The 23,684-nt window shown below is 61.2% G+C and carries 14 protein-coding genes and 1 pseudogene; 6 read left to right on the top strand and 9 right to left on the bottom strand.

Annotated features, from left to right (window positions below; translation table 11 throughout):
- Positions 1 to 188 precede the first annotated feature (188 nt).
- The 8 genes from ACSQ20_RS20275 to ACSQ20_RS20240 form a co-directional block, all read right to left on the bottom strand.
- Positions 189 to 1,856, bottom strand: coding sequence for a hypothetical protein (locus ACSQ20_RS20275; protein ID WP_436023599.1), 1,668 nt, complete (start codon positions 1,854 to 1,856; stop codon positions 189 to 191).
- A 585-nt stretch (positions 1,857 to 2,441) separates the two neighbouring features.
- The gene (gene arsB, locus ACSQ20_RS20270) at positions 2,442 to 3,524 is read right to left on the bottom strand and encodes an ACR3 family arsenite efflux transporter (RefSeq protein WP_436023597.1); all 1,083 of its coding nucleotides are present in this window, start codon (positions 3,522 to 3,524) and stop codon (positions 2,442 to 2,444) included.
- Positions 3,508 to 4,023, bottom strand: coding sequence for an arsenate reductase ArsC (locus ACSQ20_RS20265; protein WP_436023595.1), 516 nt, complete (start codon positions 4,021 to 4,023; stop codon positions 3,508 to 3,510). The genes arsB and ACSQ20_RS20265 overlap by 17 nt, the downstream gene beginning before the upstream one ends.
- Before the next feature lie 19 nt (positions 4,024 to 4,042).
- Positions 4,043 to 4,480, bottom strand: a complete 438-nt coding sequence (arsN2, locus tag ACSQ20_RS20260; RefSeq protein ID WP_436023593.1) for an arsenic resistance N-acetyltransferase ArsN2 — start codon at positions 4,478 to 4,480, stop codon at positions 4,043 to 4,045.
- A 4-nt stretch (positions 4,481 to 4,484) separates the two neighbouring features.
- Positions 4,485 to 4,982: an ArsI/CadI family heavy metal resistance metalloenzyme gene (locus ACSQ20_RS20255; RefSeq protein ID WP_436023591.1), complete on the bottom strand. Its 498-nt coding sequence runs from the start codon at positions 4,980 to 4,982 to the stop codon at positions 4,485 to 4,487.
- Positions 4,979 to 5,314, bottom strand: coding sequence for an ArsR/SmtB family transcription factor (locus ACSQ20_RS20250; RefSeq protein ID WP_436023589.1), 336 nt, complete (start codon positions 5,312 to 5,314; stop codon positions 4,979 to 4,981). The genes ACSQ20_RS20255 and ACSQ20_RS20250 overlap by 4 nt, the downstream gene beginning before the upstream one ends.
- A 125-nt stretch (positions 5,315 to 5,439) precedes the next feature.
- Positions 5,440 to 6,621: a chromate transporter gene (locus ACSQ20_RS20245; protein WP_436023587.1), complete on the bottom strand. Its 1,182-nt coding sequence runs from the start codon at positions 6,619 to 6,621 to the stop codon at positions 5,440 to 5,442.
- A gap of 2 nt (positions 6,622 to 6,623) precedes the next feature.
- Positions 6,624 to 7,601: a chromate resistance protein ChrB domain-containing protein gene (locus ACSQ20_RS20240; protein WP_436023585.1), complete on the bottom strand. Its 978-nt coding sequence runs from the start codon at positions 7,599 to 7,601 to the stop codon at positions 6,624 to 6,626.
- Between the two features lie 140 nt (positions 7,602 to 7,741).
- Between ACSQ20_RS20240 and ACSQ20_RS20235 the strand changes: the two genes are divergently transcribed.
- The 6 genes and pseudogenes from ACSQ20_RS20235 to ACSQ20_RS20210 all read left to right on the top strand — a co-directional run.
- Complete coding sequence (locus ACSQ20_RS20235) at positions 7,742 to 8,803, top strand: DMT family transporter (RefSeq protein WP_436023583.1); 1,062 nt, start codon at positions 7,742 to 7,744, stop codon at positions 8,801 to 8,803.
- Between the two features lie 747 nt (positions 8,804 to 9,550).
- Entirely contained in the window at positions 9,551 to 11,752 is a 2,202-nt protein-coding gene (locus ACSQ20_RS20230; protein WP_436023581.1) for a type I secretion system permease/ATPase, read from the top strand.
- On the top strand, positions 11,736 to 13,160 hold the full coding sequence (locus ACSQ20_RS20225) for an HlyD family type I secretion periplasmic adaptor subunit (RefSeq protein ID WP_436023579.1): 1,425 nt from the start codon (positions 11,736 to 11,738) through the stop codon (positions 13,158 to 13,160). Before ACSQ20_RS20230 ends, ACSQ20_RS20225 begins: the two co-directional genes overlap by 17 nt.
- A 244-nt stretch (positions 13,161 to 13,404) precedes the next feature.
- Positions 13,405 to 20,067 (top strand): Ig-like domain-containing protein, encoded by a 6,663-nt coding sequence (locus ACSQ20_RS20220; protein ID WP_436023577.1) that lies wholly within the window; start codon positions 13,405 to 13,407, stop codon positions 20,065 to 20,067.
- Positions 20,068 to 20,337: 270 nt separating this feature from the next.
- Positions 20,338 to 21,690, top strand: a complete 1,353-nt coding sequence (locus ACSQ20_RS20215; protein ID WP_436023575.1) for a TolC family outer membrane protein — start codon at positions 20,338 to 20,340, stop codon at positions 21,688 to 21,690.
- A gap of 182 nt (positions 21,691 to 21,872) precedes the next feature.
- A pseudogene (locus ACSQ20_RS20210) lies at positions 21,873 to 22,937 on the top strand (IS3 family transposase); the annotation flags it as partial.
- 222 nt (positions 22,938 to 23,159) lie between these two features.
- Here ACSQ20_RS20210 and ACSQ20_RS20205 read toward each other — a convergent pair.
- On the bottom strand, positions 23,160 to 23,684 hold the full coding sequence (locus tag ACSQ20_RS20205; protein ID WP_436023573.1) for an aspartyl/asparaginyl beta-hydroxylase domain-containing protein: 525 nt from the start codon (positions 23,682 to 23,684) through the stop codon (positions 23,160 to 23,162).

Raw genomic sequence — 23,684 nt, 5'->3', positions numbered from 1 at the left:
CGAACGAGGTGGATCCGACGGCGGCTCGCGCCCGGCGCTTGGAGAAGAACCCAAGCCGGACGGATCCGGTGCTCCACCCCTACCATCTGCTCCTGATGACCGCATAGACTCCGCCTCCGAAACCGGGAATAACAGAATGCGAGACCGATGCCCGCATCGAAGCGACACACACTACCTGCACGATGCCTTCAGCTTGCATCGGCCGCCCGTCTGAGGGCACCTGCCGCACCTCGCGGTTTGCTGGCCAGCGCCATGATGCGCTCCCTGGAGTACCCTGCCTTCGTGAGCGCTGGATGATGGGTAACGAGCGCCCGCAAGGCCTTGGCGCCGCCGTTGTTGGCTGCGATCCTGACGATGTCGGCGGCACTGAATCCCGCGGCTTCGAGCGCTGAACGATGATCGAGGACCGCTTGCAAGGCTCGGGCGCCGCCAATGTTGGCCGCGATTTTGACGATGTCAGCGGCATCGAAGCCCGCGCCCTCGAGATCGGGACCCAGGTCGAGTACCGCCCGCAGGGCCCGGGCGCCGCCGTTGTTGGCGGCAATCCTGACGATGTCGGCGATAGCGAAACCGGCCTCCTTGAGGCCCGGACCCAGGTCGCGAACCGCCTGCAGGGCTCGGGCGCCACCGGTGTTGGCCGCAATCTTGACGATGTTAGGGACACCAAAGCCCGCGGCCTTGAGTGCCGGACGATGGTCGAGGACCGCCTGCAGGGCGTGAGCGCCGCCGTCGTTGGCCGCTATCTTGACAATATCGGCGGTAGCGAGACCCGCACCCTTGAGGTCCGGACCCAGATCGAGGACCGCCTGCAGTGCTCGGGCGCCGCCATCGTTGGCGGCGATCTTGACGATGTCGATCGTAGCAAGGCCCGCGTCCTTAAGGTTCGGACCCAGACCGAGAACCGCCTGCAGGGCCTGGGCGCCGCCGGTATTGGCCGCGATCTTGACGATATCGATGACACTGAAACCCGCGCCCTTGAGCGACGGACGATGGTGAAGGGCCACCTGCAGAGCTTGGGCGCCGCCATCGTTAGCCGAAATCTTGACGATGTCAGCGGCACTAAAGCCTGCGGCCTCGAGCGCCGGACGATGGTCGCGGACCGCCTGCAGGGCCTGGGCACCGCCGATGTTGGCCGCGATCTTGACGATGTCGGCAACACCGAAGCTCGCCGCTTCGAGCGCAGGACCATGGTCGAGGACCGCTTGCAGAGCTTGGCTGCCGCCTTTGTTGGCTGCGATTTTGACGATGTCGACGACATCGAGGCCCGCGGCTCTGAGGTCCGCACCCAGGTCGCGGACCGCCTGCAGCGCCTGAGCGCCGCCATCGTTGGCCGCGACTTTGACGATGTCGTCGGCACAGAAGCCCGCGGCTTCGAGCGCAGGACCATGGTGGAGGAGCGTTTTCAGGGCCTCGGCGCCGCCTTTGTTGCCTGCGATCCTGACGATGTCGGCGGTACCGAAACCCGCGTCCCTGAGGTCTGGACCACAGCCGAAGAGCGCCTGCAGGGCCTGGGCACCGCCAGTATTGCCCGCAATCTTGACGATGTCGGCAGTAGCGAGGCCCGCGTCCTTGAGCTCCGGACCCAGGTCGAGAACCGCCTGCAGGGCCCGGGCGCCGCCGTCGTTGGCCGCGATCCTGACAATGTCAGCGGGGCGCAAGCCCGCGTTCGTGAGCGCCGGATGATGGATGAGGACCGCCTGCAAAGCCTGAGTCCCGCCATCGTTGCTCGCGATCCTGATGATGTCGGCTCTGCTCAGGTTGCAAGGGGGCGTAGTTAATCGTTGGTGATTGTATTGAATGAAATCCAGCGTTTCCCGACCGCCACGCTTGCTTCCGATTGCCAATCGTTCAGGCACGCTTAGACCAAGCGGGTTATCCGCTTGCCCGCGCAGCCGATCAGGCGAGGGCGGCCTGATTGAACGGCCGGCAGCGGCTGCCTCCCGACTTCGTCGCGACGACGGCCGCAATCCTTGGAGGCGAGCGTCCGGCGCTGAGGCGGCGGGCGGACGCGGTGGAACCGACGATGGCCCGCGCCCGGCGCTTGAAGAAGAACCCAAGCCGGACAAATCCGGTGCTCCACCGCTACCATCCGCTCCTGACGACCGCATAGGCCTGCCTCCGAAACTGGGAATTACAGAACACGGGATCAATGCCCGCACGCAAGCGGCACACCCTACGCTGCATGATGACAACTCATGCGAATGTTCACGAAGTCGCCCCTCCCATTCCGAAATGAGACTGTTGCGTGCAGGACGGGGCGCGCCCCGCCATGGATGTCCGAATTTGATTCGTCCATCCCGCCGATGGGCATTCGCCTGCGGCGCATTAGCTGCAATAAAACATCCCTCTCATGCGTTTCCTGCATGCATGCGCATGCCGGCAACCCGGCGATCGGCCGCGCGCCTCAGGGCACTCGAATCAGGATAGGGTGCGCGTCATCGTCACGCTGATTGGCGATCATGACCGCGTTCGTACCAGGTGCGGCTTGAGTTCACCACCTTGACGACCAGCAGCATCACCGGCACCTCGATAAGCACGCCGACAACAGTCGCCAGTGCTGCGCCCGAGTGAAAGCCGAACAGGCTGATTGCGGTGGCTACGGCGAGCTCGAAGAAGTTCGATGCGCCGATCAGGCAGGACGGGCCGGCCACGTTGTGCGCCACACCCAGCCGCCGATTAGCAAGATAGGCGAGCGCAGAGTTGAACAACACCTGCACGAGAATCGGTATCGCCAGCATCGCGATGATCAGCGGCTGCCGGACGATCACTTCGCCCTGGAACGCAAACAGCAGAACCAGCGTCGTAAGCAGCGCGGCGATCGACCATGGACCAATGCGAGCGAGCGTTGCGCTCAGCACCGCGTTGCCTTTGGCGAGGAGCGCCTTGCGCCATACCTGCGCGATGCCGATCGGAATCACAATGTAAAGCACCACCGACGTAAGCAACGTGTTCCACGGTACCGTGATACTCGACAGACCCAGCAGCAGCGCCACAATCGGCGCAAAGGCGATGAGCATGATGCCGTCATTGACTGCCACCTGTGAAAGGGTGAAATACGGATCGCCCTTACACAACTGACTCCAGACAAAAACCATCGCCGTGCACGGCGCCGCGGCCAACAGGATTAGGCCGGCGACATAGCTATCGAGTTGCTCCGCCGGCAACCATTGCACAAAAGCATGTCGCACGAATAGCCAGCCGAGCAGCGCCATCGAGAAGGGCTTGACGGCCCAGTTTACGAACAGCGTGACGCCGATGCCTTTCCATTGATTGCGCACTTGGTGCAACGCTCTGAAGTCGATCTTCATCAGCATTGGCACGATCATGACCCAGATGAGGATGCCCACCGGCAGGTTGACCTGCGCGAGTTCCATGCCTCCGATCGCCTGGAACACCGCCGGCTGCCATTGGCCCAGCAGGATGCCCACAACGATACATAGCGCCACCCAGACGGTCAGGTAGCGTTCGAAGAAACCGATGGATGGCGCACGCGCAGAGGCGGCGGTCTTATCGAGAGAGGACATCGGGATCGGTCTCACCAATCTTCTTCATTTCACGCTGAATCGCATCGCGCTCCAGCACATCGAATGGCAGCCCCGCAAAGACATGCACGCGGTTGAGGATCTGCTGGAACACCTTGTCGAACACCGAGCGCTTTTGCTCGTCGCTGCCCTGGAAGGCTGCCGGATCTTCGAAACCCCAGTGCGCCGACACAGGATGGCCGGGCCAGATCGGACAGACTTCGCCGGCAGCCTGATCGCACACTGTGATGATGAAGTCCATGGGTGGGGCGCCAGCCACGGCGAATTCGTCCCAGCTCTTGCTGCGAAGCCTGTCGGTCGGATAACCGGTCTTCGCGACCTGCTCAATCGCGAACGGATTGACGACACCGCCTGGATGACTGCCTGCGCTGAACACGTTGAAACGGCCTTGACCTTTGGTACTCAACAGCGCTTCAGCCATGATGCTACGCGCCGAATTGCCGGTGCATAGGAAAAGAACGTTGTAGGTTTTCGCTGGCACGGTTGGCGTTCCTCTGGCGTCAAATATCTTTGGTCATAAAAGTTGCGGAAGCCGGACACAGCGAAGCGAACTCATCAGTCCTTTTCAGTGGCTCAGGTGCGGTGTCGCGCGCGGCTTGCCGATAACCGTGCCGCTCGAAGAACACAGCTGCGGTCGTGGTGAGCAGGTAAAGACGTCTAACGCCGGCTGCGGCCGCATGCGTTTCGATTGCATCGAGCGCAGCGCGGCCCAGACCGTTCGAACGTTGTACATCAGCGACCGCGAGCGAGCGCAGTAGTGCCGTGTCACCGAATATCTCAATGCCGACGCATGCATGCAGGTCACCGCTGCCGTCTGCGTGCACGAGAAAGTGAGGCAGCTTGTCGAAGACAAGATCGGCCGTCGGCAACGCATACGCCTGCAGCAGCGCGATGATGGCCGGCAAGTCACTGGCGCGCGCCGGGCGAAAACGGTTCATGGTCTTAGCAGCAAGACGATTGATTGGATTGACTGGACGAACCGCATGCCGCCGAGCCGCCTTGTTTGGACGACTTGGCAGGACTGCAACAGGCTCCCGCGCTTGCCTCGTTGCGGGATTCGCCGTACATCGGCACCGCGCCTAGCGTTCGGTACGATTCCCAGGCCACCCCTTGCGGATCGACGCTCCAGTACTTGTCGGATTTCGCATAGCAGCAGTTCGTTCCAACCTGCGCCTCAATAGGCAGTTCCGCTGCCGCGAGCCGGGCGTGCATCTCCGTCAGTTCATCCTCGGTTTCGACCTGGATGCCGAGGTGATCTACGCCGGTCTTTGATGCCTCGACGCCGCGCTGCGAAATCGCGAAGTTCACGCGCGGATCATCGAGCATCCACTTCGCGTAGTCGTTCTCGAGCACGGTGGGCTCGGCGGCAAAGAGCGCCGAATAAAAGCGTACGCTGGCCGAGAGGTCCGCTACCCTGACGTGGACATGAAAGCGCTTCATGATTGCTTCTCCGAAGTATCCGAGCACGCTGTGATCGGCGAACAACGGTTGCCGCCGCAGCAGTTCTCGGTGAGATAGGCGAGCAGCCCATTCATCGTTCTGAAACCCGCGTAATAGATGACGAAGCGGCCTTCCTGCCGGCTTGTCACGAGTTTCGCGTGCGCCAGCTCTTTCAGGTGGAAAGACAGCGACGACGGCGGCACGTTCAGCAACGTCGCAATTTGCCCAGCGGGCAGTCCTTCGGGACCGGCCTGAACCAGCGCACGAAAGACGGCCAAACGAGATTCATGCGCCAAAGCCGCCAAGGCCTCAATAGCTTGTTTCGTTTTCATAATTCGATACTAGTCGAAATATAGAATGAAAACAAGCGTCCGCCTACAATGCAATGAGCGAACATCGAAGGCAATCACCTCCCCATCGCCAACAGGATGCGGGGCGATTCATTAGTCATGTGCTATCAGATGGCGTTCGAATGAATCAGCGGATAAACGACAAGGCCCAGGAGCGCAGCCGCCGTGACGATAACCGGCTCCTGAAGTTTTTTGAAGCGCCATAGCAGAACGATCGTGACCAGGGCGACGATGAGCGTCGGCACATCGATGATCGAACGCTTGGCAATTACGATCACCGAACCCGTGATGGCGCCGACTGCCGCTGCGGTAATGCCGTCGACGAATGCCTTGACGCCTGGCAGGCGACCGTATTTCTTGAAGTACGGTGCAGGGATCACCGTGAACAGATAGCAGGGCAGGAAAGTGCCGAGCGCCGCGACGAGCGCACCCGGAAAGCCCGCTACGAGGTAGCCGATAAAGCCGACCGTGATGACGACCGGTCCGGGTGTGATCATCGCTACAGCGACCGCGTCGACGAATTGCTTGTCGTTGAGCCACTGGTGCTCGGTCACAACACCACCGTACAGGAACGGTACGATCGCAAGCCCCGAGCCGAACACGAACGCGCCGGCCTTCATGAAAAACACGCCGATTTGCGTGAGCTGCGGCCAATCGATGCCGGCAACGATCCCGCTCGCCGCCGGCAGGCTCGCGGCTGCAACGGCGTTGATGCCCCCCTTGTGAAGCCACTTCGGCGGCGCGCGCCACAGCCACCCGATCAGCCCGCCGGCGATGAACAGCCACGCAATCTCCGATTCGGTCACGAACGTGACGATCGCAAGTGTCAGATAGATCACCCATAGCAGTTTGTCTTTGCCGACCGTCTTCGTGGTGAGCTTGTATGCGCTCATGGCGATGATGCCTACCACCGCGGCGCCGACACCGTAGAACACGGCCTGCATCCATGAAAGACCGCCGAAGTGCGCATAGGCCCAACCGAGCGCGACCACCATCAGAAACGACGGGAGGACAAAGGCGAACCCCACGAGGGTGGCGCCCAGAATCCGGTAGTGAACATAGCCAAGGTAGATCGCTAGTTGCGCAGCCAACGGCCCAGGTGCGAGCTGCGCGAGCGCGAGTCCTTCCTTGTAGTCCGATTCGGAAATCCATCCTCGCTGTTCGACGAGATCACGCCGCATGTAACCGGCGAGCGCAACGGGGCCTCCAAAGCCGAAAGTGCCAAGACGCAACATGTATCGGACGAGTTGACCCAATGAATACGAAGCGGATGCTGAGGTGGTCACCATGCTCAAGAACCTCTCCCTGTTTCTTCCGTTGCACTCGCGGCAAAATGCGAATAAAGCGCGTCCAATACCGGACTCATCTGCTCAAGCAGTTGATCGTCATTCTCAATGCGCTGGCGCATGCCCGCCATCACGGCTTCGAAGCCGACCGCCTCGGGTGCGGCCGGCCCGCCCACGTCGAGTGCATGTACGATTTCACCCAGCCGCAGCAATGCCGGATCCTTGTTGAGGCCGAAGCTTGCGAGCAGCACCTCGAAGGTCACACGCTCACCCACATGCGTGAACGCCGCACTGTCGAAGTCAAAGCCCAGTACACCGTCCGGGCACGCATCTGGCGAGGTCAGCCAGAGGAAGTGCGCGTTGGGATCAATGAAGCGCCGAATGAGCCACGCGCTGGCTACACGATCGACCCATATCCGCTGCCGCGTAGCCCACGTCCGGCCCTGATACTCGTCGCGCGAGCGCTGAGGGATGGGACGTTCGGCCGAATGGGGCTCGCCGGGCGAGAGTGCCGTATCGACGAGCGCGACGAAGTCCTGCAAGGCCACCTCTGCGCGCGTTGCGGCATCGTCCGGGAAATAGTCGATTGCCCGGATCGCCTCGTAGTCCTTGCGCAAGCGGCGCAGCAGCCGGGTCAACTCTGCGGCCGATTGGCCCGAGATCGTCTTGCGGGCCTCTGCCAGCGAGCGGATGAACGTGTCGTAGTCGCTTTCGCGGTCGAATAGTGTCCTGAACTCGTCCTCCTGCGACGCATCGCGGCTCGGCGCGCGCAGCAGATGTGCGGAACCGCCGCTTTCGGCGATAGCCCCAGCGAGCTCCCGCAGCTTGTCTTCATGCGCCTCGCTGTAGGGCAACAGATAGATGCCATCTCGCAGCACCGCGCAGCCTTTTGCCTTGAGTGCCCGGTAAAAACGCATCCGTGCCGTCGCATTCTCCGTGGGCAACGTCAGCACAAGCAGCGACCAAGTCGATATCAAATTCATGTCGAATATGCTACATAGAGGTAGCGATTGATACAAGTTTACTTTGAGATTCGATTCGAGCGAGCCATACATCCGAGCGATGACGATCCGCTAGACTGCGCTTAGGCGCCGCGCGCCACGACCCCACATACTCGGACGCCATGAATTCAAGACTTAACGCAGTGTTTATCGCCCTTGCTGCCGCCGGGCTGTTTGGCGCGGCCACGCCGCTTGCCAAAGCGCTTCTCGGTTCCATGTCTGCTTTGATGGTCGCTGGTTTGTTTTACTTCGGCAGCGGCATTGGCCTCGGCATCGGGATCCTTGCCAGGCGGCTGCGGCGGCCCAATCAGAGCGCAACGGCCAGCCATTGGATCCAAAAAGCCGAACTGCCGTGGCTAATGGGCGCCATTCTCGCGGGAGGTGTCGTGGGGCCCGCGCTGCTGATGCTGGGTTTGTCGAGCACGTCAGCCGCAACGAGTTCGCTACTGCTGAATCTTGAAAGCGTGTTGACCGCCGTGATCGCCTGGGTGGTTTTCCGAGAGAACGTTGATGTCCAGGTGTTTCTCGGGATGGTGGCTATCGTCGCCGGAGGCGTGCTGTTGTCGTGGCACCCGGGCCAGGTGGCCATCCCGGTTGGCGCGTTACTGATCGTTGGCGCCTGTGCGTGCTGGGCGATCGACAACAACCTGACGCGCAAGGTGTCCGCGAACGATGCAATGGTGATCGCTTGCTTGAAAGGCTTGATCGCCGGACCGGTGAATTTGGGCATCGCCTTTGTCACCGGGGCGACGTTGCCGCCCGCCAGCGCCGTCGGCGCAGCAATGCTCACCGGCTTCGCAGGCTACGGCGTGAGTCTCGTGCTATTCGTCGTTGCGCTTCGGCATTTGGGCACGGCTCGAACGGGCGCGTACTTCTCGGTTGCGCCATTATTCGGCGTGGCGCTGTCGCTCGTGATATGGCCCGAGCTACCGTCCGTATTCTTCTGGGGGGCCGCAGTTTTGATGGCGCTCGGTGTTTGGCTGCATCTGCGAGAGCGACATGAGCATGACCATACTCACGACTTGCTCGAACATACGCATCGGCACCGCCACGACGAACATCATCAACATGAGCACGAGTTTTCGTATGCCGGCGACGAACCGCATACCCATCCTCATGTTCATCTGCCCATTACGCACTCGCATGCGCATTTCCCCGACATCCATCACCGTCATCAGCACTAGATGCTGTCGGACAGGAAAAATTCGTCGTCAAATCGTGGCTTTAAGACTGTTTTGGCGAAAACTTAACGAATCACGGCCGAACCACACTTAACCTCTACAGTCGGTTGGTTGTCGAGGCTGGTTTTAAATGTCCAGGTTGGGGGTGCGGACAATTCATTTGCTCGCGATAGCCATGCAGTTCATGGCCTTGACGACTCGCTCGAGATAAGAGACAGCCAAGTCCTTCCGATTACCAACGGAATGTTTCAAAGATGAAACGTGCCCGTTAACGTACCCGGCTGAGCAGACACCCATCACATTGAATCGGAAGTGCGCCACACCAGACGGATGTCTCAAAAATGGCACGTCTTCGACGCCGGACTCGACTGTCGCCGCACTCATTGCCTATACGTCCAGTTACCCCGGTTTCCGGGGCGAGCGGCGGGGGGCATGGTGCCTCGCTCATAGCGGCCCTGTCACTCCGCATGGTGAGATCCGTCTCACTTCTGAGACCAACATGCCTTCCTGTTTCATTCGCCCACTATATCCATAGCTCACCGTTGTGTCTCGTACCCTAGCCACGGCATATGGCCCAGTACTTGCATCTGCCTCTGATACAAAGATAAGCAGTCGCGCCGAACAACGAACACAAAACAAATATCAACGGGGTACATCATGTGCAAGAGCGAGCGCCTGACAGCGGGGACTTCAGCGCCTATTGGGCTGCCGCGTCAATCAGACCGTCACCAGCGCACTGGCGTGCTGTAAATGCATGCCGCCGCTACAGAAGCCGCAGCGGAAGCAGCGGGACAGTGTGCCACGCGAGGGTGGGACCTGCCACCGACGTCCGGTGTCGAAGACGATCCGCTGCTGGGTTGCCTTCTCATACTGACTCGACTGTTCAACCAGCCGGTGGGGGCCGACACCCTCATCGCCGGCCTGCCGCTGATAGACCACCGGTTGACGCCGGAGCTATTCATTCGAGCAGCGGCTCGCGTGGGCATGTCTGCCAAGCAAGGCAGGCGTGCGCTGGAAGGCATCTCCGACCTGGTCTTGCCCGCAGTCTTACTGCTGAACGACAGGCAGGCATGCGTGCTGGTACGCAGAAACATCTGTGGCAGCATGCAAGTCATCCTCCCCGAAACAGGCGCCGGAGAAGAAGAGGTCAGCCTGGAGGACCTGGAACAACGTTATGCGGGCCACGTGCTGTTCGCTCGCCCCGCTCACCGGTTTGACCAGCGCGGCGCGCAGAGTGCCGTGCCTCGCCCTCGCCACTGGTTCTGGGGTGTGGTGGGGCAGTCTTGGCCGATCTACGGCGAAGTGATGCTTGCGTCGATGCTGGTCAACCTGTTCGCGCTGGCCATGCCGCTTTTCACGATGAACGTATATGACCGGGTGGTGCCGAACCACTCGCTCGAGACATTGTGGGCGCTGGCGGCGGGCATCATGTTGGTGATCGTGTTTGATTTGCTGATGCGTACATTGCGCGGCTACTTCATCGACGTGGCTGGCAAGAAAATCGACGTGATCCTCTCCGCCAACATGTTCGAGAAAGTACTCGGCATGCAGATGACCGTGCGCCCGCCCTCCGTCGGCGGGTTCGCTTCCCAGATACAGGAATTCGAAGCGGTAAGGGACTTTCTCACTTCGGCCACCGCGGCTGCCCTGATCGATCTTCCGTTTTCGGTTGTATTCATTGTGGCGATGTTTTGGGTCGGCGGCACGCTCGGATGGCTGCCGCTGATGGCATTGCCGCTCGTGATCGGAGCAGGCGTCGCAGTGCAAGGGCCGCTTGCACGGGCCGTGCAGGCCAGTCAGCGCCACGCGTGCCAACGGCAAGCGCTTCTCATCGAAACCCTGGTGGGCCTCGAAGCAATCAAGGTCACTGGCGCGGAAGGACCGATGCAAGCCAAGTGGGAGCAGTTGCTCGGCCAAATGGCGAGGCTCGGGCTCCGGTCACGTTTTCTGTCGGGTTGCGCGGTCAACTTCGCCATGTTTTCCCAGCAGGCAGCCTATCTCGCCGTGGTTTTGTGCGGCGTCTACATGATCGCCGACGGCAAACTCACCACAGGCGGCTTGATCGCCTGCACGATTTTCACGGGCCGTGCGTTGTCGCCGATGAGCCAAGTGGCGACGCTCCTGACCCGCTACCATCAATCCCGCAATGCACTGGCATCGATCGATGGGTTGATGAATCTGCCCGGTGAGCGCCCGGCCGACAAGAGCTTCGTGCATCGTCCGGCGCTGCGCGGTGACATCGAGTTCAGGAACGTCAGCTTTTCATACCCCGGCCAGAGTGGCGTGTCGCTCGATGGCGTTTCGTTCCGGATCGCTGCTGGTGAGCGCGTCGGCATCATCGGACGCGTCGGCTCGGGCAAGACCACGATCGAAAGACTCATCCTAGGGCTGTACCCGCCCAGTTCGGGAAATGTGCTTGTTGATGGTGTTGAGCTGCGTCAGTTCGACCCTGCGGCGCTGCGCCGAGGCATCGGGCACGTGCCTCAAGATGTGATGCTGTTCAACGGCACCGTCAGAGAGAACATCGTACTGGGCGCACCCAGTACGGATGACGCCGCCGTGCTGCGTGCCGCGCAAATCGCGGGCGTGAGCGACTTCGTCAACCGCTTGCCGAACGGATTCGATCTGGTCGTGGGTGAGCGCGGCGAAGCATTGTCGGGCGGTCAGCGGCAGGCCATCGCGATTGCCCGCGCAGTGTTGCTTTCGCCACCGGTGCTAGTGCTCGATGAGCCCAGCAGCGCGATGGACAACCGGTCCGAAGAGTTGCTCAAGGCGAGACTCGCGGCCGAGCTCGAAGGCCGCACACTGCTGCTCATTACTCATCGTGCATCGCTGCTCACGTTGGTCAACCGCCTGATCGTCATGGATCAGGGCCGCGTCGTCGCCGATGGGCCCAAGGAACAGGTACTGGCTGCCCTTGCAGGGAGGAAGCTCCATGTCGCTGCTGGCTAAGCCTGAAGGCGCGGATCCATTGCCGGCGTGCCGCCGCGTCGGGCTTAAAGAGCTGGCCGGCCGAATTGGCGCAGCCATCAAGCCACGCGTGGACGACAGCGCGTTCATGCGGGAGAGCTGCGCAGCGGCCATGGAAGGGCCACGCTATTTCACCCACTGGATTCTCTGGTCGACGCTGGCCTTCTTCGTCGCTGCGTTCATTTGGGCTGCGTTCACCAACGTGGACGAAGTGACTGTTGGAGAGGGGAAGGTGATTCCGTCCAGCCGGGTGCAAGTGGTGCAGAACCTGGAGGGTGGCATCGTGTCCGAAATCATGGTCCGCGTGGGGCAGGTCGTACAAAAGGGCCAGCCGCTCATGCGCATCGACGATACGCGTTTTACCTCGTCGTACAAGGAAGGGCAGGCCAAGGATTCCGCATTGATTGCCCGGATCGCGCGCCTGACTGGCGAGGCGAACAACACCCCCTTCGTTGCGCCTGCCCGATTGGAGCAGACAAGCCCGAAGCTGCTGGAAGAAGAAAAATCGCTGTATGAGTCCCGCCAGCGTGAATTGCAGGCCAATTTGGCCGTGCTCAAACAACAGGCCGACCAGCACCGGCAGGAACTCGCGGAAAAACGCTCACGCGAAGTGCAACTGCAGCAAAGCTACAGCCTTGTCGCGAAGGAACTGGCGTTGACAAGCCCGCTTGTGCAGAAGGGTGCGGTGTCCGATGTCGAAGTCCTTCGGCTCGAACGCCAGGCCAACGACATGAAAGGCGACCTCGATGCGACGCGGCTCGCGATGCCGCGACTGGACGCTGCCTATCGCGAGTCTCGCCAGAAGATCGATGAATTGACTGCGCACTTCCGTGCCGACGCGATGAAGGATCTGAATCAGGCGCGCGGCGAGCAGGCGGCTCTGAGCGCGGCCAATATCGCTCTGGAAGACCGTGTCACCCGCACGCTGGTGCGGGCTCCGTTGAAGGGCATGGTCCAGCAGATCAAGATCAATACCGTCGGCGGCGTGGTTCAGCCCGGCATGGATCTCCTCGAGATCGTGCCACTGGGCGACACGCTGTTGATTGAAGCGCGTGTGCGCCCGTCGGATATCGCGTTTTTGCATCCTGGGCAGGAGGCCACGGTCAAGCTCTCTGCGTATGACTTCTCCATTTACGGAGGCTTTCCTGCGACCGTGGAGGACATTAGCGCCGACACGCTGGTGCCCGAACGACCCGGCGAGAAACCGGACAGTTACTACCGGATACTGGTTCGCACCAGGCAGAACAAGCCCAGTGGGCAGAGTGAGCCGGTCATGATCGTGCCGGGCATGATCGCTACGGTCGATATCCGGACTGGGCGCAGGACCGTGCTGCACTACCTGCTCAAGCCCGTAATCAAGACCAAGGAAACGGCGCTGCGCGAGCGTTGAGAAGGCTGCAAACGAAGATCGATTGAAGACGTGGCCGCCACACAGGGCCTATGACGAGAGAGCAAGCGTGACCGACATCGCCGGCGCAACTCATACAAAGGCTAACGACAAACCTGCCTCGCGTGTCGGTTCGCAATCGACCGAACGCCTGGTCATCCTATTTATTGCACATTGGCGGCGCACCGCGGTACCACACGCGGCGGGCATCTTACGCTGAGACGAGTTTAACGATAACGGGGGCATCATGACGACCATTACGAATGGAATTACGGTTTCCATCAGTAACACGCCGCAAGCCGGCAATGATCTATTTACGTCGGCCCAGACAGGGCTCACCGACAATGCGCTCGGCGTCGTCTACCTTAACGTGATGGCCAACGATCTCGGCGGAGCGGCCAAGACGCTCTACTCGATCGACTCCGGTGCCGAAGCCACGACAGCGCTCGAGCAAACAGCCCTGCTGACACAAGACACCGCCAGGGCGGAATCCGTCAGCGCAGACTACAGCGCACACGGCGCACACCTTTGGATCACATCGGACGGAAAGGTGGGATACGACGCGAGTCACCTGGATTCAGCCTGGCTCTCGAACAGCTTCAATACTGTCGGATACGCAAAAGATAGCTTTACCTATGCGATTCGGCTCGGCAACGGCACCCTGAGTTGGGCGACTGCCTATGTCGACATTGCGCCGCCTGCACCCGTCGTCACGCTGGCGCATGACACTGGCGTTTCGGCCGCAGACCACATCACATCCGATAGCGCGCTCGCGGTCAGCGGGCTCGCGCATGGAGCGACGGTGCAGTACAGCAGCGATAACGGCGCACACTGGACCAGCAGCTTCGGCGCCGTGGAAGGCGTGAATGCCGTGCAGGTAAGGCAGATTGATGTGGCCGGGAACGTCTCGGTTGCGACCACCTTGAATTTCACAATCGATACGGCAGCCGGCGCGGCGCCGAGGGTGGCGCTCGCCACCGACTCGGGCAGCAGCGCTTCCGATCACGTGACCAACGTCGGTACCCTGACGCTCGGTGGCGTCGAGAGTGGCGCGACCGTGCAGTACAGCATCGATAGCGGGGCTCACTGGAGTAGCAGCTTCGGAGCCGTGGAAGGGGTGAACACCGTGCAGGTCCGGCAGGCCGACGTGGCCGGCAATGTCTCGGCGGCAAGCAGCTTCAGCTTCACGCTCGACACGACCGCCGCGGCACCCGGGGTGACGCTCGCGACCGATTCCGGCAGCAGCGCCACCGATCACGTGACCAACGTCGGTACCCTGACGCTCAGTGGTGTCGAAAGCGGCGCGACCGTGCAGTACAGCATCGATAGCGGGGCTCACTGGAGTAGCAGCTTCAGCGCCGTCGAAGGCGTGAACACCGTGCAGGTCCGGCAGGCCGACGTGGCCGGCAATGTGTCGGCGGCAAGCAGCTTCAGCTTCACGCTCGACACGACGGCTGCGGCACCCGGGGTGGCGCTCGCGACCGACTCCGGCAGCAGCGCCAGCGATCACGTGACCAACGTCGGTACCCTGACGCTCGGTGGTGTCGAAAGCGGCGCGACCGTGCAGTACAGCATCGATAACGGGGCTCACTGGAGCAGCAGCTTCACTGCTGCGGAAGGGACGAATGATGTCCAGGTCCGGCAGACCGATGTGGCTGGCAATGTGTCGGCGGCAAGCAGCTTCAGCTTCACGCTTGACACGACCGCTGCGGCACCCGGGGTGGCGCTCGTCACCGACTCGGGCAGCAGCGCCGCCGATCACGTGACCAACGTCGGTACTCTGACGCTCGGTGGTGTCGAGAGCGGCGCGACGGTCGAATACTCGACCGATGGCGGCTCCACATGGAACACCGGCTTCTCGGCACAGGAAGGCCTGAACAACATCGAGGTTCGCCAGACCGATGTGGCCGGTAATGTGTCGGCGGCAACGGACTTCAGCTTCACGCTCGACACGGCCGCGGCCGCACCCGGGGTGACGCTCGCGACCGACTCCGGCAGCAGCGCTTCCGATCACGTGACCAACGTCGGCACGCTCAGCCTCAGTGGCGTCGAGAGCGGCGCGACCGTGCAGTACAGCATCGATGGCGGCGCTCACTGGACCAGCAGCTTCACTGCTGCGGAAGGGACGAATGATGTCCAGGTCCGGCAGACCGATGTGGCTGGCAATGTGTCGACGGCAAGCAGCTTCAGCTTCACGCTCGACACGACCGCCGTGGCACCCGGGGTGTCGCTCGCGACCGACTCGGGCAGCAGTGCCAGCGATCACGTGACCAATGTCGGCACCCTGACGCTCGGTGGCGTCGAGAGCGGCGCGACCGTGCAGTACAGCATCGATAGCGGCGCTCACTGGAGCAGCAGCTTCAGCGCCGTCGAAGGCGTGAATACCGTGCAGGTCCGCCAGACCGATGTGGCTGGCAATGTGTCGGCGGCAAGCAGCTTCAGCTTCACGCTTGACACGACCGCTGCGGCACCCGGGGTGGCGCTCGCCACCGATTCCGGCAACAGCGCCACCGATCACGTGACCAACGTCGGTACCCTGACGCTCGGTGGCATCGAAAGCGGCGCGACGGTCGAATACTCGACCGATGGCGGCCACACGTGGAACACCGGCTTCAGCCCGGCTGAGGGCCTGAATAGCATTGAGGTCCGCCAGACCGATGTGGCCGGCAATGTGTCGGCGGCAAGCAGCTTCAGCTTCACGCTCGACACGGCGGCTGCGGCACCTGGGGTGGCGCTCGCGACCGACTCGGGCAGCAGCGCCAGCGATCACGTGACCAACGTCGGTACCCTGACGCTCAGTGGCGTCGAAAGCGGCGCGACCGTGCAGTACAGCATCGATGGCGGGGCTCACTGGAGCAGCAGCTTCACTGCTGCGGAAGGGACGAATGATGTCCAGGTCCGGCAGACCGATGTGGCCGGCAATGTGTCGGCGGCAAGCAGCTTCAGCTTCACGCTCGACACGGCGGCTGCCGCACCCGGGGTGGCGCTCGCCACCGACTCCGGCAGCAGCGCCTCCGATCACGTGACCAACGTCGGTATCCTGACGCTCAGTGGCGTCGAAAGCGGCGCGACCGTGCAGTACAGCATCGATGGCGGGGCTCACTGGAGCAGCAGCTTCACTGCTGCGGAAGGGACGAATGATGTCCAGGTCCGGCAGACCGACGTGGCCGGCAATGTGTCGACGACAAGCAGCTTCAGCTTCACGCTCGACACGGCGGCTGCGGCACCCGGGGTGGCGCTCGCCACCGATTCCGGCAGCAGCGCCTCCGATCACGTGACCAACGTCGGTACCCTGACGCTCGGTGGTATCGAAAGCGGCGCGACCGTGCAGTACAGCATCGATAACGGGGCTCACTGGAGCAGCAGCTTTACTGCTGCGGAAGGGACGAATGATGTCCAGGTCCGGCAGACCGACGTGGCCGGCAATGTGTCGGCGGCGAGCAACTTCAGCTTCACGCTCGACACGGCGGCTGCGGCGCCCGGGGTGGCGCTCGCCACCGATTCCGGTAGCAGCGCCACTGATGACGTGACCAACGTCGGTACTCTGACGCTCGGTGGCGTCGAGAGTGGCGCGACGGTTGAATACTCGACCGATGGCGGCTCTACATGGAACACCGGCTTCAGTCCGGCTGAGGGCCTGAATAGCATTGAGGTCCGGCAGACCGATGTGGCCGGCAATGTCTCGGCGGCAAGCAGCTTCAGCTTCACGCTCGACACGGCGGCTGCCGCACCCGGGGTGACGCTCGCGACCGATTCCGGCAGCAGCGCTTCCGATCACGTGACCAACGTCGGTACCCTGACGCTCGGTGGTGTCGAAAGCGGCGCGACCGTGCAGTACAGCATCGATAGCGGGGCTCACTGGAGTAGCAGCTTCAGCGCCGTCGAAGGCGTGAACACCGTGCAGGTCCGGCAGACCGACGTGGCCGGCAATGTGTCGACGGCAAACAGCTTCAGCTTCACGCTCGACACGGCCGCGGCCGCACCCGGGGTGGCGCTCGCGACCGATTCCGGCAGCAGTGCCACCGATCACGTGACCAACGTCGGCACGCTCAGCCTCAGTGGCGTCGAGAGCGGCGCGACCGTGCAGTACAGCATCGATAACGGGGCTCACTGGAGCAGCAGCTTCAGCGCCGTCGAAGGCGTGAACACCGTGCAGGTCCGGCAGACCGATGTGGCCGGTAATGTCTCGACGACAAGCAGCTTCAGCTTCACGCTCGACACGACCGCTGCCGCACCCGGGGTGGCGCTCGTGACCGACTCCGGCAGCAGCGCCAGCGATCACGTGACCAACGTCGATACCCTGACGCTCGGTGGCGTCGAGAGTGGCGCGACCGTGCAGTACAGCATCGATAACGGGGCTCACTGGAGCAGCAGCTTCAGCGCCGTCGAAGGCGTGAACACCGTGCAGGTCCGGCAGACCGACGTGGCCGGCAATGTGTCGGCGGCGAGCAGCTTCAGCTTCACGCTCGACACGGCGGCTGCCGCACCCGGGGTGGCGCTCGCCACCGATTCCGGTAGCAGCGCCTCCGATCACGTAACCAACGTCGGTACCCTGACGCTCGGCGGTGTCGAAAGCGGCGCGACCGTGCAGTACAGCATCGATGGCGGGGCTCACTGGAACAGCAGCTTCAGCGCCGTCGGAGGGGTGAACACCGTGCAGGTCCGGCAGACCGATGTGGCTGGCAACGTGTCGGCGGCAAGCAGCTTCAGCTTCACGCTCGACACGGCGGCTGCGGCACCCGGGGTGGCGCTCGCGACTGATTCCGGCAGCAGCGCTTCCGATCACGTGACCAACGTCGGCACGCTCAGCCTCAGTGGTGTCGAGAGCGGCGCGACCGTGCAGTACAGCATCGATAGCGGGGCTCACTGGAGCAGCAGCTTCAGCGCCGTCGGAGGGGTGAACACCGTGCAGGTCCGGCAGACCGATGTGGCTGGCAACGTGTCGGCGGCAAGCAGCTTCAGCTTCACGCTCGACACGGCCGCGGCCGCACCCGGGGTGACGCTCGCGACTGATTCCGGCAGCAGCGCTTCCGATCACGTGACCAACGTCGGCACGCTCAGCCTCAGTGGTGTCGAGAGCGGCGCGACGGTGCAGTACAGCATCGATAGCGGGGCTCACTGGAGTAGCAGCTTCAGCGCCGTCGAAGGGGTGAACACCGTGCAGGTCCGGCAGACCGATGTGGCTGGCAATGTGTCGGCGGCAACGGGCTTCAGCTTCACGCTCGACACAACGCCTCCAGCGATCCTGTCGTGGAGTTACAGTGGGAACAAGCTGACTGCCACCACCGATGCTTCCAACGTTTGGAACGTCGCGGTCCACGACAACAATACTTCGGCTGACTATGCCGCGACACAGCAGGGTGGGGGAACTTGGGCCTTAACCCAGGCGGGACTAAAAAGCGACAGCTTGACGGTGACTGAGTGGGACCTCGCAGGCAACACCAGGAGCTCCACACACGCAGCCCCCGCCGGCGTAGCCGGATCCGAAATCAACCTTGCGCTAACTGAACTGTCCAGCCATCCGACCGAGCTCACAGTGACGATCGCCGGCATTCCCTCCGGCTGGCAACTGAACGCCGGAACCGAGCTCGGCAACGGCACATGGCTCGTCCCGACGAACGATCTCAGCGCTCTCGCGGTCACGCCGTCAGCGTCCTTCACTGGCGCTACGGTGCTCACGGTGACCGAGAACTGGACCAACGCGGACGGCAGCCATGCGACCGTCACGGTTGCCGACAATGTGGAGGCATACGCGGCAAACTCGCCGATTTTCGCGTGGTCGGGCGACGACCACTTGACGGGTTCCGCCGGCAACGACCTGTTCGTTTTCGCGCAACCAATCGGAAACGACACGCTGCATAATCTCGACCTCGCAGCGGACAAAGTCGATCTCGTGGGCTTCACAGGCATCACGGGTTTCAGCGACGTTCAGACGCACATGACCGATGATGCCAACGGCAACGCAGTGATTGCACTGGGCGCTGGCGAAACCATCACGGTAATGGGTGTCCATTCCGCTGACCTCACCGGCGACAACTTCGTGTTTGACCAGGCGCCGGTCATGATCAACTCGGGCCTCATGACGGTGAACGATGGTGCAATGCTTCCCCTCGGCGGAACGATCAACAACACGGGTACGATCGCGCTTGCGTCAACGGGCGACGGAACCGACCTCGAGGTCCTGGTGAAGAGCGCATCGCTGGAAGGCGGCGGACACCTTACGCTGTCCGACGATAGCCACAACGTCATATTTGGCGGCAGTCCCGACGCGACGCTGATCAACGTCGACAACACGATCGCCGGTGCCGGCCAGATTGGAACGGGCCAATTGACGCTCGTCAATGAGGGGACGATTGTCGCCAACGGTGCCAACGCGCTCGTGATTGACACAGGAAGCAATGTCGTAGTCAACACGGGCACGCTTGAAGCAACGGGCAGCGGGGGTCTCGTGATCGACAGTGCAGTGGCCAATGCGGGCCACCTATTGGCCAACAACGGCAACCTGGCGATCCATGGTGATGTCACCGGCAACGGAAGCGCGACGATCAGCGGCGCGGCGACACTCGAGTTCGGCGCTGCATCGACGGAAAACACGACGTTCGCCGACGGCGCAACGGGCACGCTCAGGCTCGATCAATCAGGCAGCTTCACCGGTACGGTTTCCGGGTTCGGCGCTGGCAACACCCTGGATCTTGCGGACGTCTTGTGCAACGACCACACGACACTCAGCTTTACGACCAATGATGCGGGAACGGGAGGCACGCTGACCGTCAGCGACGGCGTGCACTCGGCTCAGATCGCGCTGCAAGGCGGGCTGTCTGCCGCCGGTTTCCAGTTCACTCATGATCAAGGCAGTGGCACCGTCGTGACTTACGTTACGCCACCGCTGCCCCACGTTCAGGAATATTAGGCAACCAGAATACCCCGCGAGTAACGCTTGAATTAATCATCGAGCATTGAAAGCCTTCCTCACGGGGTCACATTTCTCAACGCATTTCCCGCGACAGTTGACGGTGCCGAGACACCGCACCGGGTATCTGGTGAGCGGGGATACGTTTATTGAAAGCGCAACACATCTCCAGTAACATGCGTCGGCCACATGGTTCCGAGCATCGCGAATATCTGTTTGTGCTTGAGCGGCAGTGAAAACCAGCCACCGTCAGGTTACCGGAAATGCGCAATGAATAGAAATAGTCCATTGCTAGCCAAGCTTGTACTGGTATCGGCGATTGCAGGTTCACCTTCACTCGCAGGCGCGCAGAGCCTCCAGGAAGCAGTCGAACAGGCGATAAGAACCAATCCCGAAGTACTAGCCACAACTCATCACCGACAGGCAGCAGACCAGGGCTTGAAGCAGGCTCAGGCCGGTTACTGGCCTCGCCTGGACGTCGACACGGCCATCGGCAGGGAGCGGCGCGACGACGAAGAGACGCGCCTGCTCGGCTTGAATCGAACCACCTTCACGCATAGCACCGCCAACGTGACGCTGTCGCAAATGCTGTTCGACGGGTTCGCCGTCAAAAGTGAAGTGGCGCGTCAAAGCGCGCGCATCGATTCCTCGGCCTATGGAGTAGCCACCACCGCAGAGGACGTGGCGCTGCGTGTGGTGGGCGCCTACCTTGAAGTTCTGCGCCGCAAGGAGACAACGGCTGCCGCCGAAGACAACATCGAATCCCACCTCCGTATCTACGACCAGATCAAGCTGCGCAGCGATCGCGGCGTCGGACGCCGTGCCGATCTTTATCAGGCGGAAAGTCGTCTGGCTCTGGCTAGGGACAATTTGCGATCCGAGCAAAGCAGCCTGAAAGATGCCGAGGTTGCTTACGCTCGTCTGGTGGGCATGCCGCCGGATGCTCTTGCCAAGCCGGTAGCACCGGAGAGCGAGTTGCCGCAAACCGAACAGCAGGCGCTGGACACGGCGTTGGCCAACCACCCTTCGCTCGCAGGCGCCGAGGCGGACGTCGCTCAAGCCAGGGCACAGTACGACGTCGCCAAGTCGGCGTTGTGGCCACGCCTCGATCTGGAGCTCAGCACGAGCCATGACCGAGAGGGCGTTCTCGGGCCAATAAACGATCGCCGCGTGATGCTGCGCCTTCGCTACAACATTTTCCAGGGCGGGGCTGGTAAAGCCCGAATCGGGGAGACGCACGCCCAGATCCGGGAAGCCGAAGAAGTACGCAGCCGTACGCGTCTGGAGATACAAGAAAGAGTCTCGCTTGCGTTCAATGCGTACCTCACGGCACGCGATCGGGTGGTCGTGCTAAAGCAATACGTCGATTCCAGTGCGGCAACCCGGGAGGCGTATTTGTTGCAGTTCGGAATCGGGCAACGATCGCTACTCGATTTGCTCAATGCGGAGAACGAGTACTACAGTGCACGCGTTGCTTATGTTGGCGGCCAGTATGCGGAGGTGGCGAGCGCCTACCGGGTGTTCGCCGGCATGGGGCAGTTGCTGGCCACGTTACATATTGTGTTGCCTGCAGAGGCCTGGTCGTTAGGCAGTGCACAAATGCCGTTTGTACCAAACCGCTGACGCAGTAGTGAGAGCGAAGCGAAGATCAGCGTCTGGCGTTCCGTCAGGACGGTTGTCCGGTGGTCGGGCACAGAGAAGTGGCGAGCAGGCTCCCTGGGAGCAGGATGGATGCGCCCGACCGGGCATTCCAATCAGTCGCTGTGGAGGTGCGGACGAAAACTTGGACTACCTGGAGGTAGTTCATGTACTCATACGAAGACCGCGTTCGAGCAGTTCGGCTCTACATCAAGTACGGTAGGAGCGCAGCGGCAACTATTCGCGAGCGGGGATATCCTTCACGCAAGAATTTGGCGCGATGGTACCGCGCGTTCATTGAGGTGGGCGATTTGCCGGCGGGCTATCGCCGCTCCAGGCCAAGATACTCCACCGAACAGAAGGAGATCGCGGTTGAGCATTATTTGAATCATGGCCGTAATTTCGCGGGGACCACAAGAGCACTTGGATATCCGTGTCGCGCAGTGCTGGCCGCGTGGGTCGACGAGCTGCGCCCCAATATTCGGAAACGTCTTGTCAGCAATGCTCCGAATGTGCCGTCATCCCAGTGTTAAAGCAGGCCGCGGTCATTGAGTTGTGCACCAGAAACGGAGGTGCACGCGTGGTCGCGGAAAAGATATAGGCGTGAGTAGGCCGACGCTATACAACTGGAAAAACAAGCTACTCGGTCGTGAGGCTCCGGCATCCATGAATCCCATAAGAATCCAGCAAAAAAAGGCCTGGGCGTCGACCCGCAGCTCCTGAGCAATCGGGAGAAGACGACGCTGGTTGATGCCCTGAGACAAATCTATGCGCTGCCAGAACTGCTCGCTGTATTGGGTCTTGCCCGCAGTTCCTACTTTTACCATCGCGCACGACTGCTTGTTGCTGACAAGTATGCTGGCGTGCGTCGTGTCATCACAGACATCTTCGAACTCAATTACCGTTGCTATGGCTATCGCCGGATACGCGCGGCGCTGGGTAAGCAGCAGGTCTTCATATCGGAGAAAGTCGTGCGACGTTTGATGAGGCAAGGAGGCTTGGCCGCTGGCAGTACCCGCCGGCGTCGCTACGGCTCCTATCAAGGAGAAATAGGCCCCGCGCCAGAGAACCTCATCAATCGCGACTTTCGGGCAGCAGCGCCGAATAAGATCTATCGCCTGTGATCGACTGTTTCGATGGGCTCGTTGAGTTGGTCGATCGGCACGCGTCCGGACGCCGAGCTTGTGAATACCATGCTGGATGCGGCGATCGGGACGGTGGCAAAAAGCTCCAACATCTGTTTTAGTGATAATTTAGATTATGTCAAATATTGGGGTAATCTCAAGGTGACCTGCCGGGATCGGCGGCCCGACGCTCGCCGACGCGATTCTCGACCGACTGGTGCGCCGCCGTTGAGTGACGGATTTACACCGCCGCTAACGACAGGCAAGCAATCAGGCTAGGATGGCCTGTCAGACTCACAATTCTGAAACTAAGCTACACGGCACACCTACCTAATATTGCAGTAGGTGGGGATCGAAGGTTACTGTATCGCTTAGATTCTTTTTGAAATCAAGCAATAAAACAACACGTGTTGACTCGCTTCGGTTCCATGCTTCATGTTCAATCGTATCGTCGAAAACGAACGCTTCACCAACCTTCCAATTTCGCGACTCATCCCCTACACGTATTCCGCAGTTTTCAGGCACAACTAGCCCCAAGTGGCATCTTAATACCTGATTGGTATAGCCTACGTGCGGCCTGAGATAAGTCCCCGCCGCGAGGGAAGAAAACCCGGCAGTCAACATACCAGGAATATTTTCTAATATTCGTGCTGTGCTTGGGCATAAATCGCAGTGTTCTGCTATTCGTTGGCCAAATTTATAAAATCCGAAAACGGTCCATTTGCCGTTGTATATCTCTTTTTCTGGCCAATCCATGAAATACGTTTTTTCAAGATTTTGCAGCTCGGAAAGAATAGATGGATAGTTGTCTTCAAGATTCTTGACGAAAGGATAGACTGATTGGCCGTAGAACAT

The sequence above is a fragment of the Trinickia sp. LjRoot230 genome (assembly GCF_964253315.1).
Lineage (GTDB): Bacteria > Pseudomonadota > Gammaproteobacteria > Burkholderiales > Burkholderiaceae > Trinickia.
Note: the sequence above shows the minus strand (reverse complement) of the source record. Positions and strands in the feature narration are given on the sequence as shown.

Bases quoted from the DNA above. Each gene is read 5' to 3' on its own strand.
- arsB (WP_436023597.1), bottom strand. From the start codon at position 3,524: ATGTCCTCTCTCGATAAGACCGCCGCCTCTGCGCGTGCGCCATCCATC.
- arsN2 (WP_436023593.1), bottom strand. From the start codon at position 4,480: ATGAACCGTTTTCGCCCGGCGCGCGCCAGTGACTTGCCGGCCATCATC.
- ACSQ20_RS20255 (WP_436023591.1), bottom strand. From the start codon at position 4,982: ATGAAGCGCTTTCATGTCCACGTCAGGGTAGCGGACCTCTCGGCCAGC.
- ACSQ20_RS20250 (WP_436023589.1), bottom strand. From the start codon at position 5,314: ATGAAAACGAAACAAGCTATTGAGGCCTTGGCGGCTTTGGCGCATGAA.
- ACSQ20_RS20245 (WP_436023587.1), bottom strand. From the start codon at position 6,621: ATGGTGACCACCTCAGCATCCGCTTCGTATTCATTGGGTCAACTCGTC.
- ACSQ20_RS20240 (WP_436023585.1), bottom strand. From the start codon at position 7,601: ATGAATTTGATATCGACTTGGTCGCTGCTTGTGCTGACGTTGCCCACG.
- ACSQ20_RS20235 (WP_436023583.1), top strand. From the start codon at position 7,742: ATGAATTCAAGACTTAACGCAGTGTTTATCGCCCTTGCTGCCGCCGGG.
- ACSQ20_RS20230 (WP_436023581.1), top strand. From the start codon at position 9,551: ATGCATGCCGCCGCTACAGAAGCCGCAGCGGAAGCAGCGGGACAGTGT.
- ACSQ20_RS20225 (WP_436023579.1), top strand. From the start codon at position 11,736: ATGTCGCTGCTGGCTAAGCCTGAAGGCGCGGATCCATTGCCGGCGTGC.
- ACSQ20_RS20220 (WP_436023577.1), top strand. From the start codon at position 13,405: ATGACGACCATTACGAATGGAATTACGGTTTCCATCAGTAACACGCCG.
- ACSQ20_RS20215 (WP_436023575.1), top strand. From the start codon at position 20,338: ATGAATAGAAATAGTCCATTGCTAGCCAAGCTTGTACTGGTATCGGCG.
- ACSQ20_RS20205 (WP_436023573.1), bottom strand. From the start codon at position 23,684: ATGTTCTACGGCCAATCAGTCTATCCTTTCGTCAAGAATCTTGAAGAC.